This window comes from Mycolicibacterium sp. HS_4_1 (assembly GCF_054515875.1).
This window is the reverse complement of sequence record NZ_CM137261.1, coordinates 4307225-4323291: the sequence shown is the minus strand read 5'-3', so window position 1 is coordinate 4323291 and position 16067 is coordinate 4307225. Positions and strand designations below refer to the sequence as shown.

General features: G+C 68.0%; 16 protein-coding genes. 5 read left to right on the top strand and 11 right to left on the bottom strand.

Features of this window, described 5'->3' with window-relative positions; all coding sequences use genetic code 11:
- The first annotated feature begins 18 nt into the window (after window positions 1–18).
- On the top strand, window positions 19–1512 hold the full coding sequence (locus ACX12F_RS20820; protein ID WP_459366244.1) for a two-component system sensor histidine kinase PdtaS: 1494 nt from the start codon (window positions 19–21) through the stop codon (window positions 1510–1512).
- A gap of 112 nt (window positions 1513–1624) precedes the next feature.
- On the opposite strand, the gene whiB1 is transcribed toward ACX12F_RS20820, so the two are convergent.
- The 3 genes from whiB1 to ACX12F_RS20805 form a co-directional block, all read right to left on the bottom strand.
- Entirely contained in the window at window positions 1625–1879 is a 255-nt protein-coding gene (gene whiB1 / locus ACX12F_RS20815; protein ID WP_043392449.1) for a transcriptional regulator WhiB1, read from the bottom strand.
- Window positions 1880–2128: 249 nt separating this feature from the next.
- On the bottom strand, window positions 2129–3088 hold the full coding sequence (locus tag ACX12F_RS20810; RefSeq protein ID WP_459366243.1) for a diacylglycerol/lipid kinase family protein: 960 nt from the start codon (window positions 3086–3088) through the stop codon (window positions 2129–2131).
- A gap of 52 nt (window positions 3089–3140) precedes the next feature.
- Complete coding sequence (locus ACX12F_RS20805; protein ID WP_459370439.1) at window positions 3141–3497, bottom strand: YchJ family protein; 357 nt, start codon at window positions 3495–3497, stop codon at window positions 3141–3143.
- A 93-nt stretch (window positions 3498–3590) separates the two neighbouring features.
- Here ACX12F_RS20805 and aroQ point away from each other — a divergent pair, with 93 nt between their 5' ends.
- Window positions 3591–4034 (top strand): type II 3-dehydroquinate dehydratase, encoded by a 444-nt coding sequence (gene aroQ, locus ACX12F_RS20800; RefSeq protein ID WP_459366242.1) that lies wholly within the window; start codon window positions 3591–3593, stop codon window positions 4032–4034.
- Window positions 4031–4420, top strand: a complete 390-nt coding sequence (locus ACX12F_RS20795) for a hypothetical protein (RefSeq protein WP_459366241.1) — start codon at window positions 4031–4033, stop codon at window positions 4418–4420. The genes aroQ and ACX12F_RS20795 overlap by 4 nt, the downstream gene beginning before the upstream one ends.
- Window positions 4421–4425: 5 nt before the next feature.
- Here ACX12F_RS20795 and ACX12F_RS20790 read toward each other — a convergent pair whose 3' ends face one another.
- The 5 genes from ACX12F_RS20790 to ACX12F_RS20770 form a co-directional block, all read right to left on the bottom strand.
- Window positions 4426–5823, bottom strand: a complete 1398-nt coding sequence (locus ACX12F_RS20790; RefSeq protein ID WP_459370438.1) for a mechanosensitive ion channel family protein — start codon at window positions 5821–5823, stop codon at window positions 4426–4428.
- Window positions 5823–8021 (bottom strand): adenylate/guanylate cyclase domain-containing protein, encoded by a 2199-nt coding sequence (locus ACX12F_RS20785; RefSeq protein WP_459366240.1) that lies wholly within the window; start codon window positions 8019–8021, stop codon window positions 5823–5825. The genes ACX12F_RS20790 and ACX12F_RS20785 overlap by 1 nt, the downstream gene beginning before the upstream one ends.
- A gap of 124 nt (window positions 8022–8145) precedes the next feature.
- Complete coding sequence (locus tag ACX12F_RS20780; protein WP_459366239.1) at window positions 8146–8637, bottom strand: GNAT family N-acetyltransferase; 492 nt, start codon at window positions 8635–8637, stop codon at window positions 8146–8148.
- 13 nt (window positions 8638–8650) lie between these two features.
- Window positions 8651–9697, bottom strand: coding sequence for an isochorismate synthase (locus ACX12F_RS20775; protein ID WP_459370437.1), 1047 nt, complete (start codon window positions 9695–9697; stop codon window positions 8651–8653).
- 44 nt (window positions 9698–9741) lie between these two features.
- On the bottom strand, window positions 9742–10365 hold the full coding sequence (locus ACX12F_RS20770; RefSeq protein WP_459366238.1) for an acid phosphatase: 624 nt from the start codon (window positions 10363–10365) through the stop codon (window positions 9742–9744).
- A gap of 50 nt (window positions 10366–10415) precedes the next feature.
- Here ACX12F_RS20770 and ACX12F_RS20765 point away from each other — a divergent pair, with 50 nt between their 5' ends.
- Window positions 10416–11219, top strand: coding sequence for a ParA family protein (locus ACX12F_RS20765; protein WP_459366237.1), 804 nt, complete (start codon window positions 10416–10418; stop codon window positions 11217–11219).
- Between the two features lie 9 nt (window positions 11220–11228).
- Here ACX12F_RS20765 and ACX12F_RS20760 read toward each other — a convergent pair whose 3' ends face one another.
- Together ACX12F_RS20760 and ACX12F_RS20755 are read right to left on the bottom strand one after the other, a co-directional pair.
- Window positions 11229–12443 carry an Rv3212 family protein gene (locus ACX12F_RS20760; protein ID WP_459366236.1) on the bottom strand — a complete coding sequence of 405 codons (1215 nt, stop codon included), beginning with the start codon at window positions 12441–12443 and terminating at the stop codon, window positions 11229–11231.
- Between the two features lie 20 nt (window positions 12444–12463).
- Window positions 12464–14050, bottom strand: coding sequence for a DEAD/DEAH box helicase (locus ACX12F_RS20755; protein ID WP_459366235.1), 1587 nt, complete (start codon window positions 14048–14050; stop codon window positions 12464–12466).
- 260 nt (window positions 14051–14310) lie between these two features.
- Here ACX12F_RS20755 and ACX12F_RS20750 point away from each other — a divergent pair, with 260 nt between their 5' ends.
- Window positions 14311–15015 carry a ferritin-like fold-containing protein gene (locus ACX12F_RS20750; RefSeq protein WP_459366234.1) on the top strand — a complete coding sequence of 235 codons (705 nt, stop codon included), beginning with the start codon at window positions 14311–14313 and terminating at the stop codon, window positions 15013–15015.
- A gap of 34 nt (window positions 15016–15049) precedes the next feature.
- On the opposite strand, the gene ACX12F_RS20745 is transcribed toward ACX12F_RS20750, so the two are convergent.
- Window positions 15050–15994: a hypothetical protein gene (locus tag ACX12F_RS20745; RefSeq protein WP_459366233.1), complete on the bottom strand. Its 945-nt coding sequence runs from the start codon at window positions 15992–15994 to the stop codon at window positions 15050–15052.
- Window positions 15995–16067: the final 73 nt, after the last annotated feature.

The window sequence follows — 16067 nt, the reverse complement described above, 5'->3', positions numbered from 1 at the left end:
CCGACCGGATAACGCGACGTGTCCACTCTCGGTGATCTGCTCGCCGAGCACACTGTCCTACCCGGCAATGCGGTCGACCATTTGCATGCCGTGGTCGGTGAATGGCAGCTGCTCGCCGACTTGTCGTTCGCCGACTACCTGATGTGGGTCCGTCGCGATGACGGGGCGCTGGTGTGCGTGGCCCAGATTCGGCCCAACACCGCGCTGACGGTGCTGTTCGCCGATGCGGTCGGGACCATCAACTCCGCCGCGGACATGCCGGCCGTCGCGGCGGCCTTCGACACCGGACTGATCGGTACTGGCGAGGAACGCTCTGCGGCACAAGGTGATTCGCGTCTCAATCTCGAGGCGGTCCCCGTGCGCTATGGCAATGACGTCGTCGCGGTGCTCACGCACCAGACCGCGCTCGCCGACCGTCGCAAGGTCGCTCCGCTCGAGCGGGCCTATCTGGACTGCGCGCGGGATCTGCTCCGCATGCTGGCCGAGGGGACGTTCCCGAACGTCGGCGACGTGCCGATGTCGCGGTCCAGCCCCCGTGTCGGCGACGGCCTGATCCGGCTGGACGTCGACGGGGTGGTCGTGTTCGCCAGCCCCAACGCCATCTCCGCCTATCACCGGATGGGGCTGGCCACCGAGCTGGACGGCCAGAACCTCATCAGCGTCACCCGCCCGCTGATCTCTGATCCCTTCGACGCCCAGGAACTGGCGAACCACGTCCGCGATCTGCTGGCGGGCGGCTCCAGCATGCGCATGGAGATCGACGCCGGCGGTGCCGCGGTGCTGCTACGGACCATCCCGTTGTCGGTGGGCGGTCAGGCGGTCGGTGCCGCAGTTCTGGTCCGTGACGTCACCGAGATCAAGCGGCGTGACCGTGCGCTGCTGTCCAAGGACGCCACAATCCGTGAGATTCACCACCGCGTGAAGAACAACCTGCAGACCGTGGCGGCGCTGCTGCGGCTGCAGTCCCGGCGCGTGAACAATGCCGAGGCGCGCGAGGCGCTGCTGGACTCGGTGCGCCGGGTGTCGTCGATCGCGCTGGTGCACGACGCCCTGTCGCTGTCGGTGGACGAGGAAGTCAACCTCGACGCGGTGATCGACCGCATCCTGCCGATGATGAACGACCTGGCGTCGCTGGGCGCGCCCATCCGGGTGCGGCGCGACGGTGATCTGGGCGTGCTGGACGCCGACCGGGCGCATGCGCTGATCATGGTCATCACCGAGTTGGTGCAGAACGCGATCGAGCACGCTTTCGACCCGAGCACCGAGAAGGGCAGCGTGACCATCAAGGCCGACCGGTCCGCGCGCTGGCTCGATGTCGTGATACACGACGACGGGCACGGTTTGCCTGACGGCTTCACCCTCGAGAACTCAGACCGGCTGGGGCTGCAGATCGTGCAGACGCAGGTGTCGTCGGTACTGGATGGCTCGCTGGCGATGAACGCGGCGCCGGGTGGCGGGACGGATGTGGTGCTGCGGATGCCGATCGGGCGCCGCGGCCGAGCCGCGCAATAGGCTGAGTGGGCGAGCCGCAACCTGAGAGTCCGCGCCGCGCAATGTGTTTGGGGTCCGCCCCACAAAAATGACCCCGGCGAATCGCCGGGGTCATTTTTGAATGCCGTGGTGGCTAGACGCCGGTGCGAGCCTTGGTGCGGGCGTTGCGGCGCTTGAGCGCGCGGCGCTCGTCTTCGCTCATGCCGCCCCAGACGCCCGCGTCCTGGCCGGACTCCAGTGCCCAGCTCAGGCACTCGGTGGTCACCGGGCACCGGTTGCACACGAGCTTCGCGTCAGCGATCTGGGCGATGGCCGGGCCGCTGTTTCCCACGGGGAAGAACAGTTCCGGGTCCTCGTCACGACAGACCGCCTTGTGGCGCCAATCCATGGTCAACACTCCTCACTGGGCGCGCAGCAAAGCGCGCAGGGTTTTTTACTTCGGCTGTTAACGGGTGCACACGAAATGTTTCTGCACTGTTGCATCTGATGTTTTCACAGGCTGGACAGATGTCAATAGCGGCGCGTTAACTCGTGGGCAATGTCACTTCGGACCCGGGTTGGCAGGCCCCTAACCCAGTTGTACTACACTCGGGCCACCTGCGCCCTAAATTTGGCAAACTGTTACCAAGATCGCTGGTCACTGCGCTACCGCTGGTGGCGCGACCACGTTGAGCGCCCCGGGCGCCGAGGTGAACGTCATGCTTTCGCGCAGGCCCACGAAATCCCCGTCGATCTGGCACGCAATCGGTGTGTCACTTGTCACGCGCAGCCACGGCAGGTCGTCGTCGCGAATTAGGTGCGGACCCTCGATCTGTGGCGAACGCGACAGCATCCGTCGCAGCAATCGAAGGTTCGCCCAGATGCCCATGCTGGTGGTCGCGAACACACCGAGCCCGGTCTCGAACGTCGTCGTGGGGTTGGTCCAGACCGGCCGGCTGTTGGCGTAAGTCCACGGGCTGGCGTTCGAGACGAACACGAAGTGCACGCCGTCGATCGGCTCGCGATCGGGCAGGTGCAGCGTGAGCCGCGGGGGCTTCCGGGCGCTGCCGACGGCCTCGCGGATCGCGACCCGGATGTACCGCGACGCGGTCACCTTACGGCCCTTGGCGCGTTGCGCCTCGACGGCCGCCACGACCTCGCCGTCGACGCCCATGCCTGCGGTGAACACCGACCAGCGGTCGCCACAGTCCATCAGGCCGATCCGCCGCCAGGGCACGCCCCGCCGGTAGTCGCTCAGGAGGTCGACGAGCTGGTTGGTCGCCTGCAGCGGGTCGGGGCTGATGCCGAGGGCTCGGGCGAAGACATTCGCCGAGCCGCCGGGCACCACGCCGACGGCGGTGTTGGAAGCGCCGGGCACCCCATTGGCATGTCCCAGGATGCCGTTGACGACCTCGTTCACCGTGCCGTCGCCGCCGTGCACGATCACCACGTCGGTGCCGTCAGCGGCGGCCTGGTGCGCGATCTCGATGGCGTGGCCGCGGTGGTCGGTGTGTACGACGGTCAGGTCGACGCGGCTCTCGAGCGCATGGGCCAGCAGGTCCCGGCCTGCCGGGGTGGTCGAGGTCGCGTTCGGGTTCACGATCAGCACGGCACGCACGGATGACGAGCCTATCCGTGCCGCGACCGTCGGCAACTCGGTCGCCCAGGTGCTAGTCCACGAAATCGCCGTCGACGTAAAGCCATCGGCCGTCGCGGCTCCGGGTGAAGCGGCTGCGCTCGTGCAGGATGTGCCGACCACCGTCGCGCACGTACTGGGCGCGGAACTGAACCACGCCGGCCGGGTCGTCCTCGCCGCCGGCCTCGGTGTCGACGATCTGCAGGCGGCGCCACACGACGCCGGCGTCGAGGTCGAGGCCCGCCGGGCGGGTGCTCGGGTGCCACGTCGCCAGCAGGTAGTCGACGTCGCCGAGGGCGAACGCGGTGAACCGCGAACGCATCAGCGCCACGGCAGTGGCGGCGGGACGCTGCCCGCGGTGCAGCGGGCCGCAGCAGGCGGCGTACGCCATCCCGGTATCGCAGCGACACGGCGCAGTGTTGATCGACGGGTTGTTGGTCGGCACTGCGTAATTCTGCCTGTTCGAAGCCGGTACCGTGGATGGGTGACCGATCGCCGCCTGCTCCTCGTCAACGGGCCCAACCTGAATCTGTTGGGTACTCGCCAGCCGGAAATCTACGGCTCCACCACCCTGGCGCAGATCGAGCAGGCCGTCACCGAGCTGGCAGCGCAGCTCGGCTTCTCCGTGCGCGCCGTGCAGAGCAACCATGAAGGCGAACTGGTCGACGCGATCCAGGCGGCGCGCGCCGACTGTGTCGGCATCGTGATCAACCCCGCCGCGTACAGCCACACCTCGGTGGCCATCGCCGACGCACTCACCGCGGCCGAGTTGCCGGTTGCCGAAGTGCATTTGAGCAATATCCACAAGCGCGAGGCTTTCCGGCACCACTCCTACGTGTCGGCCGTGGCCGAGACCGTAATCGCCGGCGCGGGGCCCATCGGCTACGAATTGGCGGTGCGTTACCTGGCAGATCGGTTGTCGCGGTGAGTGATCCGGCGATCCATCCGCCGGCCGTGCGCCGGGCTGGGTTCCTCGTGGCAGCCGAGGGGGTGCTCGGTTTGGTCGGGGCGGCGGTGTACGTGGTGCGCGGGCTGGCCGGGGCGGATCAGCACATCGTCAGCGGGTACGGCAATGCGCTCTGGCTGGTGTGTATCTGCGGGGCGGTGCTCGCCGGCGGCTGGGCGCTGATCACCGGGCGGCGCTGGGGGCGCGGGATCGGGGTGTTCGCCAACCTGTTGCTGCTGGGCGTCGCGTGGTACGTCTTCCAGTCCGGCCAGTTGCAGTACGCCATCGTGGTCGCGCTGGTCGCGATCGTCACGCTGGGGCTGTTGTTCAGCCCGTCGACCGTGCAGTGGATATCCCGGCGCGACTGAGGCTTTCAGTCGTCCGTCAGTGCGCGCTGGGCGCGCGCCCGTCGATCTTCGATGGCGCGGCCGAACTCCTGTAGCAGCAACGGGTTTCGCTGCACCACCATCTCGATATGACCGCGTTCGACGTGGACCACCGTGACCTCGTCGAGGGCGTGCGCATAGCCGATCACCGGCTGGCGGGTGAGAGTGCTCTGGCCGAGATACCCGCCCTCGTCGAGGATTCCGATCACCGGGCCGGGTTCGTCGGCGGTTCCGGCGGTCAGCTGGACACGGCCCGACACGATGAAGGTCATCCGCTCCGGGACCTCGCCGGCACGCTGGACCACTTCGTCGGTGGCGTAGCGTTGCAGGGCCGCAGCCGGCATGAGCTCGCGCTGCTCGTCGGCGTCCAGATGCAACGTCGGCGCGACGACCTGGCCCACCGCGGCCAGCAGCCGTTCGGGCGTCGCGAACTCGTCCTCGGCCTCGTCCAGGTGCAGGCCGGCCCGCCGGGAGGCGTACCAGACCCATTGCAGGAAGAGGGTTTTCGTGTCCCCGTCGTCGGCGGGGGAGTTCAGCGGAATGGTGGTCTGGTATTCGAGACCACCCAGGGGCGTCGCCGACACGGTGCCCTCGCGGCGCCGCATCGGCAGGTCGGCGGCCAGCCCGGTCAGCATGGCGCACACCTGGTTCGGTGGATCGTCCAGAGAGAAGATCGTCGTCACCTTGACCTTGTGCTTGTTCTCCGGGCGGCTCAGGTTCGCGAACGACGCCCCGGCCAGCACCGCGTTCGGGATGATCTGCAGTCCCGTGCTGGTCTCCAGATGCACTGCACGCCAGTTGACTTCGACCACCCGGCCCCGGGCGCTGGGGGTGTCGAGCCAGTCGCCGATCTGGAACGGCTGCTCGAACAGCATCAGCAGCCCGGAGATGACGTGGCCGACGGAGTTCTGCAGCGTCAGGCCGATGACGATCGAGGTGATCCCGAGCGCGGTGAACAGACCGCGGACGTTGGCGCCCCAGATGTACGAGAAGATCAGCGCGAGACCCACCGCGATGAGGACGAACCGCGCGACGTCGACGAAGATCGTCGGAATCCGCTTGCGCCACGTCCCTTCCGGGGCGCCCTGGAACAGGGCGGCATTCACCCCCGACAACAGCAGGACGAGTACAACGAACGCGAAAAGCGTTGCGACGGTGCGGACCGAGGTGGCCCCGGCCGGTACCTGACGGGCCTCGGTCAGCAGGAGCAGCAGTGCGCCCAACGGCAGCAGATAGTTGCGCAGCAGGGTCACCGGCCGCACCAGGAAGCTCTGCCGGCGCCGTAATGCGTGTTGCCACTCGGTGAGGGCGACCAGCCCGATCGGCAGTCCGATCGCGATGCCGACGGCCCAGTAGAACCAGGATGAGGTGAAGATGTCGGCGATCACCGCGGCCCCACCAGCCGCCAGATCGGCTCCTCCCGCCCGTCGACGGTGACGGTGCCGACGGACGTGAAGCTCATGGTCTCTCGCAATGCCTGGTACACCCGGTCGGTGACGTCGATCCCGGGCTGTGGTGACCCGCTCTTGACCTGGTAGGCGACATTCACCGCCGCGCCCCACATGTCGTACACCACCGAGTGCCGGCCGCCGAGGCCGCTGCTGACGGTTCCGGTGTCGATGCCCGCGCGCAGGGCCAGTCCGTAGCCCGTCTCGCCGTTGAACCGCTCGATGATCCGCTGGCACTCCAGCGCGAAGTCGACGGTGCGCCGCACATTGTCCAGGCGCGGCACGTTGAGGCCGCAGCTGCTGAGGTAGCCGTTGCGGATGGGCCGGCCCCGTTCGATACCGAGATTGTCTGCCGCGGCGTCGAACTGGCGCTCGATCTCGGTGACGACGGCAAGTGACCCCTGCGACGTCAGCTCGGCCTGCAGCCGGTCGAGTCCCATGATCTCGGTGAAGATCACGGTGACGTTCTGGTGCTCCTCGGCCACTATCTCCTCGCCCTGCTGGTAGCGCTCGGCGACCGGCTCGGGCATCAGCAGCGCGAGCAGTTTGGAGTTTTCCTTGCGCTGCTCGACCAGGAGCTCCTCCTTGACGGTGAGACTTCTGCTCATCTCGTTGAAAGCCTCTGTCAGATCTCCGATTTCGTCGCGGGTGGACACCGGGATGGCGACGTCGTAGTCACCGGCGCCGATCCGCTGCGCGCCGGCTTCCAGCCGCCGGATCGGCCTGACGAAAAGCTGGGCGAGGAACACCGCGGCGATGCAGACCGCGAAGATGATGCCGACCGTCGACAGCACCATGGTCCGGGTGAACGAGGCCTCCTTTTCGAAGGCCTCCGCGGTGTCGATCTTCGCGATGATGGACCAGTTCAGATCGGAATCGGGAATCGTCACGGGCGCATACGCCTGCAGCGCCTCGTTGCCGAGGTAGTCGGTGCCGATCTGGGTCCCCGATTCGCCGCGCTGCGCCCGCCGTGCGGACTCCGCCGGGATGGGCTGAACGAGCGTGGTCCCGCCGACCTTGATGGCCCGTTCGGCGACGGATGCGGGGGTACCGGCATCGACGACTTCCTGTTTGTAGGCCTGCGGATTCTCCAGGAACAGCCGGGAGTCGGAGCGCATCAGGTTGTCCGAGCCCACCAGGTAGACCTCGCCGGTGTTGCCCAGCCCGGATTCGTTCCAACGCTTGTTGAAGGTCATCAGCCGGTTGACCTTCGACGCGGGGAACTGCAGGGCCAGCACGCCGACTGCGCGCCCGCCGTTGACGATCGGGGTGACCATCCACGCCGTGGGGTCGTTCTCCGCCGGCTGGTAGACCTCGAAGTCGGTGAATCCCACGTAGTCGAGCGCGTTGGATGACAACGCCTTCTCGTACGCGGCACGCAGCTTCGAGCCGCTGTAGGGCCCGGTGAGAATGTTGGTGCCCAGGTCGACGTCCTTGTACGCCGTGTAGACCATGTTGCCGCGGGTGTCGAGCAGCATGGCGTCCTGGAACTCGAAGCGGCTGACGATCTCGCGGAAGAAATCCTGGTACCGCGCGTTGGCCGCCGACCAGAGGCTGCCGTCGTGGGCGTCGTTCATCTTCACGGCGGTGTCGTCGTTCTGGCGCACCGCGGTGTAGTTCGCCTGCAGGTACCGCTGTGGGTTGTCTTTCGGGAGCAGCTGGTCGGCGTTGAGCGTCACCCCACTGGATTTCTGGACCTCTTTGAGAAAGGTGTTGTTGTAGTAGTCACTGATCGACTGCGCCTGGGCGGGGCTGATCGGCTTGTCGGCCAGCGCGTCGAATCCGGCGGTGAACTCGGCCAGCGCGTTGACGGTGGTGGCTCCGCGCGCGTAGATGATCATCGAGTTCTTCAGGTCCGACAACTGGTCCTGCAGTGCGCGCGACTGCGACTGGCGCACCTCGGTCAGCCGGTTGAAGACCGAATCCCGCATCGAGCCGCGGCCGGTCTGGAATGCGATGAATCCGACGACCGTGGCAGCCACGATGGTGCACAGCACCAGCATCACGACGAGCTTCGACTGGATGCTCACCTTCGACAGCAGTTGACGACGCTGGAATCGGTCGAATCGCCGGGCCGCCGTCTTGCGTGGAGCCGCGCGCTTTTCGTCGCTGTTCCGTTCGGGGGCATCCACCATTGCGGTCCCTTCGCTGGGCCGGCCTCAGCGGCCTGGCCGCAGATTAACACCGATGTGACAGGTGTGGCCCAGGTGTCGAAGGGGATTGGTGCAGGAATTTACGTATTGGTCAGGGGTGCGGCGGTCAGCCCTCGGCCAGTGCCGTCAGCTCGGGGCCCGACACCCGGTAGGTCGTCCACTCGGACTGTGGCTTGCCGCCGACCTCGTCGTACAGCGCGATGGCATTGACATTCCAGTTCAGCACCGCCCACTGCAGCCGGGAGTAGCCCCGTTCGACGCATTCTTGGGCGAGCGTCGACAGGAGCTTGCGGGCGAGGCCGCGGCGACGGAAGTCGGGGCGCACGAACAGGTCCTCGAGGTAGACGCCGGAGACGCCGTCCCACGTGGAGAAGTTCAGGAACCACAGTGCGAAGGCCGCAGGCCGGCCGTCGACCTCGACGAGGTGACCCGAGACGGCGGCCTGGCCGGACTCGGCACCGCCGAACAGCGCGGTCCGAATCTGTGCTTCGGTCACCGTGCACTGGTCCGCGGCTTTCTCAAAAGCGGCCAGTTCGTGGATCATCGCGGTGATCTCGACTTCGTCGCCGGGCTGGACCGGGCGGATGGTCGTTGTCATTCGTGGTGTCCCATCATTGTGCTACCCCCAATGCGGTCAGCATCGTCCTGAATTTTGTTGTGGTCTCGGTGACTTCGTCGTCGGGGTCGGATTCGGCGACGATCCCGCCACCGGCGCGGGCGTCGACGGACAGCCGATCCGCAGACAGCTGCCCACACCGGATCGACACCACCCAGCGCCCGTCACCGGTGCTGTCGCACCAGCCGACCGCGCCCGCATAGAACCCGCGATCGCCCTCCAACTCGGTGATCAGCCGGGCCGCCGCGGCGGTGGGTACCCCGCCGACAGCCGGCGTCGGGTGCAGCGCGATGGCCAAATCCAGTGCGGTGGTTGCGGGTTCGCGCAGCCGCCCGACGATCGGCGTGCTCAGATGCCAGACGGCCGCGGTTGCGCTGACCTGCGGCTCGGTGGCGATGTCGAGCTCGGCGCACAGCGGTTCGAGTGCCTCGCGCATGATGTCGACCACCAGCTGATGCTCATGCCGGTCCTTGGCCGACGCGGCCAGGGCGGCACCGTTGGCGGCGTCCGTTTCGGGGTCGGGGGAGCGTGGCGCAGAGCCGGCGAACGGCTTACAGGTCACCACGTCGCCGCGGCGGGCCACCAGCAGTTCCGGGCTCGCGCCGAGCAGGGCGGTGCCGCGGTACCGCGGGCCGGCCGCGCTGAGGTCGGTGAAGAATGCTGTGGCGCTGCGGTCTTCGGCGAGGCGGGCCAGTACGGCATAGGGATCCATGGCTTCGTCGGCGACGAGCTGCAGCGCCCGGGCCAGTACCACCTTGTGCAGGCCGGCAGCGGGATCGCGCAGCGCCTGCACCGCCGCCGCCACGCGGGCCCGGTGCTCGTCGGGTGACGGCAGGCTGGCTGCGATGCGGACCGAGGGTAGGCGTTCGTCGGTGAACGGCAGGGCGTCGGTGTAGGTCACCGCCGCCGGCGCCATCAGCGCGGCGGGAGAATTCAGGTCAAAAGGCAAGGCGCCCAACAGGATGGGCACGTCGCCGGCGGCCAGCGCCCGCCGCGCGTCATCTAGATCTCCGAACGCCTGCACAGGTCCCTCGGCCAGCATGACCCCCTCGGGGCCGGCCAGGACGAATACCGGTGCGGGGCGGCTCACTCGGGCAGACACGGGTTGGGGTGACCGGTCAGACCGAGCGCGACCAGCTGGCGTATGCCGTGCTCGAAACCGCACACCGAGATCGAGGCGGGCGCCATGGAGATCCGGATTCCGTCGGCCACCGGGAGCTCCATCCAACGGGTCATCACGGCCCGCGAGAAGTGGCCGTGCCCCACGAACACCACGTCGCGCGACGGCAGCTGCTCGAGGGCGAGCGCGATGGCGCGGTCCGCACGCTCGCCGATTCCGGCTACGCTCTCGCCGCCGGGGCAGCCATGCGTCCACACCAGCCAGTCGGGCACCTGCTCCCGGATCTGCGGTGTGGTGCGGCCTTCGTAGTGGCCGTAGTCCCACTCGGCCAGCAGTTCGGTCGTCTCGGCGACGTCCAGCCCGGCCAGTTCTGCCGTGACCACGGCGCGCCTGCGCGGGCTGCTGATCACCAACGGGTCGTCGAGCTTCAGCACGGCCAGCGCCGAGGCGGCGCTGCGGGCCTGTTGCCGGCCTTCGTCGGTCAGCTCCACCTCGGTGCGTCCGGTGTGCCGGCCGGTGCGCGACCATTCGGTCTGTCCGTGGCGTAGCAATAGCAGCCGGTGTCTTGTGGGGTCGGCCGCGGTACTCACGACCGAGATTCTGCCCCACGGTGAGCGGCGCCACCTGGCCGCGTGTCAGGATGGGCACCGTGACGCGGGTACTTGCGGTCGCCAACCAAAAAGGTGGAGTCGCAAAAACGACAACAGTGGCATCGCTGGGTGCAGCGCTGACCGAGGAAGGCCAGCGGGTTCTGCTCGTCGACCTCGATCCGCAGGGCTGTCTGACGTTCTCGCTCGGCCAGGATCCGGACAAACTGCCGGTGTCGGTACACGAGGTGCTGCTCGGTGACGTGGAACCCGACGCGGCGCTGGTCTCGACCGCCGAGGGCATGACCCTGCTGCCGGCCAACATCGATCTGGCCGGCGCCGAGGCCATGCTGCTGATGCGCGCAGGCCGGGAGTACGCGCTCAAACGCGCGCTGGCGAAGATCGCCGATCAGTTTGACGTGGTGATCATCGACTGCCCGCCGTCGCTGGGCGTGCTGACCCTCAACGGTCTGACCGCCGCCGATGACGTCGTCGTGCCGCTGCAGTGTGAGACGCTGGCGCACCGCGGTGTCGGCCAGTTCCTGCGGACCGTCAACGACGTGCAGCAGATCACCAACCCCGACTTGCGGCTGCTGGGCGCGCTGCCGACGCTGTACGACGCCCGCACCACCCACAGCCGGGACGTCCTGCTCGACGTCGCCGACCGCTACAGCCTCGTGGTGCTCGCCCCGCCGATCCCGCGGACGGTGCGGTTCGCCGAGGCCAGCGCCTCCGGCTCGTCGGTCCTCGCGGGCCGGAAGAACAAGGGCGCCATCGCTTATCGCGAACTGGCGGAGGCGCTGCTGAAGCATTGGACGAAGAACAAGGCGCTGCCTGTCTTCACCCCTGAGGTGTGATTCCGCGGGTCACTGACCCAGCGCGACCAGCTGGCTCCCGCGCTGCTCCAGCAGTACCGGACCGGCCATGGCCGGGATGACGGCGGTGTTGACCGGCTGCCGGGCCAGCGCGATGTGCGTCTGCCCCGCGCCGCTCTGCGCGTCGAACGTGTCGTAGCCGCTGGTCACCGGAACCAGCAGATGCCCGGCCAGCATGGTTGCCGGGCCGATCGGCGCCTGGCCGCCCTGTGCGCTGACGGTGTACTTGTAGCGCAGTCCGTTGGCGTCGAAGACCAGCACCGAGTCGCCCGTGTACCAGGTGACGACGTCACCGACGCGGGTCGTCGCCGTCACCGGCGTCGCGGGATGCGGCAGCAGGGTGCTGGCGATGGTGTTGCCGGTTTCGTCGATGACGTTCACGCACGGCTGCGGCGTCGGCACGTAGATGGCGGCCTTGGTCTCGGATACCGCGATCACCTGTGCGTCGGAGTCCACGCTGACACCGGGCAGTGCCACCCGCTTGACGTCCGGCTGGTCTTCTTCCTTGGCGGCCTTGAGCAGCGTCAGCCGCAAATCCTTCTGCTTGGGGCAGGCCTCCATGACGGCCACCGAGGCCGGGCTGGCCGCGGCGGACGTCAATCGGCACAGGGGAGAGGCGGGGACGCCGGGCTTGACCACCGCGTCGAGGTAGCCGTAGCTGACCATCCGGACCAGGTCCGAGCGCCACTGTTCCAGGCGGCTGTCCCCGTACGACAGGATCGTCGTGCCGTCGGTGGACAGTTTCACCTCGGCGTCGGCCAGGCTGCTGCGGGCGGGGCCGCGTCGTCCGGTGCTGGCGTCGACGGCGCTGGCTTGGCCGCAGCCGCGTCCGTCGGGGTACACGGCCACTGCGAACTGGTACACGGTGGTGACACCGCACAGCTCGCGGTCGCGCGAAAAGCTCCACAGGGAGTTTCCGGTCGCCGGGTCGCGGCCCTGCATCTGGTCGCCGTCGCCGGTCACCACGACACCGCCGACGACCGATGGCTCGGTGGTCTTGCCGCTGGCCGCGGTCCACAGTTCACGCAGCGTGGTGGGCACCGTCTTCGCGGCGTGCAACGCGGGGATGGGACCGGCGGCAGAACGGCTTACGGTGGCCCGCGCGTCGCTGTTCCACCAGATCAGCGCTGCGCCGACCGCGACCACCACCACGATGGCCGCGGCGGCGATCAGATCAGCTTTGGTACGTCGCTCCGGTTTGACCATAGGGCTCGGGCGGCCTGCGGCTATTCGGCTGCAGGTGCGGCGACGGCAGTGGTTTCGGCGGCCACCGCAGCAGAGGCCTTGCTCGGACGACGGCGCCGGCGGCGGCGACCCGAGTGGGTCGACTCGGCGGGGCTGTCGCCGGTTGGTGCGCCGGCTTCGGCGGTGTCGCCGTCGGCGGCACCGGACGCCTCGACATGACCCGTGGCGGATTCTCCGGCGCGGGTGCGGCGGCGCGACCGGCTGCGGCTGCGGGCTGGGCGGTCCTTGTCGGTGCTCGACTCGCGCTTGAGCTCAGGCTCGGACGACTTTTTGGCGGGCTTGGACCGTGATGCGCCCACCGAACCGGTGACGTCGGTCGGGATGTCCAGCTCTTCGTAGAGGTGCGGCGAGCGGGAGTAGGTCTCGGCCGGGTCCGGGCAGTCCAGGTTCAGGGCCTTGTCGATGAGCGTCCAGCGGGTCAGCTCGTCCCAGTCCACCAACGTGACGGCGATGCCGGTCTTGCCGGCACGGCCGGTGCGGCCGATGCGGTGCACGTAGGACATCTCGTCCTCGGGGATCTGGTAGTTGATCACGTGCGTGATGTCGTCGATGTCGATGCCACGGGCCGCGACGTCGGTCGCGACCAGCACGTCGATGTCGCCGCTCCGGAACGACTTGAGGGCCTTTTCGCGGGCGATCTGGCCCAGGTCGCCGTGGACGGCGCCGACCTTGAAGCCGCGCTCGGCCAGCTCGTCGGACACCTTCTGCGCGGTGCGCTTGGTGCGGGTGAAGACCATGGTCGCGCCACGGCCGTTGGCCTGCAGGATCCGGCTGACCATCTCCACCTTGTCCAGCGCGTGGGCGCGGTAGACGTACTGCTTGGTGGAGTCGTGGGTGGCCGCCGAGTGCGGAGCCTCGGCGCGGATGTGGGTCGGCTGGTTCATGAAGGTGCGGGCCAGCGTGATGATCGGGTCCGGCATGGTCGCCGAGAACAGCATGGCTTGCCGCGAATCCGGGGTCAGCCGCAGGATGCGCTCGATGTCGGGCAGGAAGCCCAGGTCCAGCATCTCGTCGGCCTCGTCGAGGACCAGGACGCTCAGGCCACCGAGCTGCAGGTGGCCCTGCTGGGCCAGGTCCAGCAGTCGGCCCGGAGTGCCGACGATGACGTCGACGCCCTGCTTGAGGGCTTCGATCTGCGGCTCGTAGGGGCGGCCGCCGTAGATGGCCTCGACGCGAAAGTTACGTTTAGCGGTCTCACCGGCTTCTGCCTGATCGCCGGCTCCGCCGGCGGTGAGGTGTTTGCTCGCCATGGTGAGGTCGCCGTACACCTGAATGCAGAGCTCGCGGGTCGGGACCACGACGAGGGCCCGAGGCGTGCCGGTCAGCGGCAGCGACGTGTCGGAGGCGACGCGGTGCAGCAGCGGTACGCCGAACGCCAGGGTCTTGCCCATGCCGGTGCGGGCCTGACCGATCAGGTCGTCGCCGGCGAGTGCGAGGGGGAGAGTGAGCTCCTGGATCGCGAATGGGTGAGCCTTGCCGTCTTCGGCGAGTGCCTGGACGATTTCTTCCCGAACGCCTAGGTCAGCGAATGTTTTTTCTTCTGTTGTGTTTGCAGTTAGCGCGGTCATGAGGTGGCGTGGATGCCTTCCAGTGTTATCGGAGTCGGTGCTCGCTGTTGTCCACGCGCGCACGAGTCTGACGATCAACACTTGGGCCCTCGGGGCGAATCTGCCGAATTCAGCCGGGTGTTCCGGCGAGGGCCAACACGTGCACGCACATTTCCTTGGCAGCAGCCCATCTCACGATGAATCTGGCTGCAGCCAAGACCATTGTAGCTGGTCGCGCCGCCGGTCGGCTGTGACACGAATCGCGGTCTACAGTTGGGGCCATGCCTTCCCCGTCGCCTTCGAGGTCCCAGGCGCTGCCCGAGCAGACGGCAACTCCGGCGGTGTCCGGCGATCATCCCGGTATCAACGAGCTGTTCGCCTTGTTGGCTTACGGCGAGGTCGCCGCGTTCTACCGGTTGACCGAGGAGGCGCGGATGGCGCCGAATCTGGCCGGCCGTATCAACCTGGCGCGGATGGCCGCTGCGGAGATGGGGCACTTCGACGTGTTGCGCGAGGCGCTGCTGCGCCGCGGCGTGGACGTTGTGCCGGCGATGACGAAATACGCTCCGGCACTGGAGAATTACCACCGGCTGACCACGCCGAGCACGTGGCTGGAGGCGTTGGTCAAGACCTATGTCGGTGACGCCCTGGCGGCGGACTTCTACCTGGAGATCGCCGGTTCGCTGCCCGCCGAGGCCGCTGACGTGGTGCGTGCGGTCCTGTCGGAGACGGGCCACTCCCAGTTCGTGGTGTCCGAGGTGCGGGCTGCAGTCAGCGCCAGCGACCGGCAGCGGCACCGGTTGGCGTTGTGGTCACGGCGGCTCCTGGGCGAGGCCATCACCCAGGCCCAGTTCGTGATGGCCGAGCACGACGAACTCGTCGATCTCGTACTGTCCAGCGGCGAGGGCCTGACCCAGATGACCGAGTTCTTCGAGCGCCTGCAGCAGACACACAAGAACCGGGTACGCGAACTCGGCCTGGGCTGAGCTCACGCACCCGGTTCTGTGGTGCTGCGGGCGATTACTTCGTGCAGGTGGCGATCATCGTGTTGTTGTTCTGCGCGGCGATCGCCGCCCCCGACCCGTCGCTGATCGAGCAGTTCAGCTGACCGGTGACGCTGGTGGCGGTGACCGAACTCAACGTCACGCCGGGGTTCAGCGTGACCGTCTTGGCCCACGGCAGTGCCACGTTGACGTCCGTTTGCAGGGCGCCCTGCCCGTCGGTGTAGATCACCGTCACCAGGTCCAGCAGCGACTTGTTGCCGGTGACGCGGTACGTCACCGTGTTCGGGATCGGTGCTGCAGGTGCTGCTGGGTCGACCGGCGGGACGGCCTCGGGTGTCGGGGCTGCCGCGGTCGGAGTGACGGTCGTGACGGTCTCGGGTGCCAGCGACGCGGTCGGCGGTGCAGCCGTCACGCGCGGGCGCGGAGCCGCCGACGGCGCCGCCGATGCGGTCGGCGTTGCCGACTGGCTGGTGCTGGGCGGCGTGATCGGCGCGGTGACCGGGCCGCTGTCGCCGCCACCGAGGATCACGACGGTGCAGATCACCGCGACCAGCAGAATGGCGCCGGCGACACCCGCCACCCAGACCCACCGCCGATCGATGGCGTCGTCGTACTCGTAGATCTCGTCGTCGTAGTCGTCGTACGCCGCGTCGGCGTCATCCCTGCCGGTGTAGTCCGCGTCAGCAGCGGTGAACCGGTCGGTGTCGCCGTAGGTGCTCGTGTACTCGCCGGTGGGGCGGTCGGCCAAGCCGGTGGCCGAGCTGTACGAGCTGTACGAGCCGTACGAGCCGTACGAGGGGGTGCGGCTGCTGGTGTAGTCGGTGCTGCCGTACCCGCTGCCGTACTCCGTGCTGGAGCCGTAGCTGTAGCCGCGGTCGTAGCCCTGGTGGCTCGGGGTGTCCCCGTAGCTGCCGGTGGACGCCCCCGACGGTGCTGAATATCGCGAATATGTCCTGCTCATGGCGACTTTCCCCGGTCGAGTATCACTTACCTCATCGATGCTAGTGGTGCGGAAGTTACCGATGAGGTTGGCT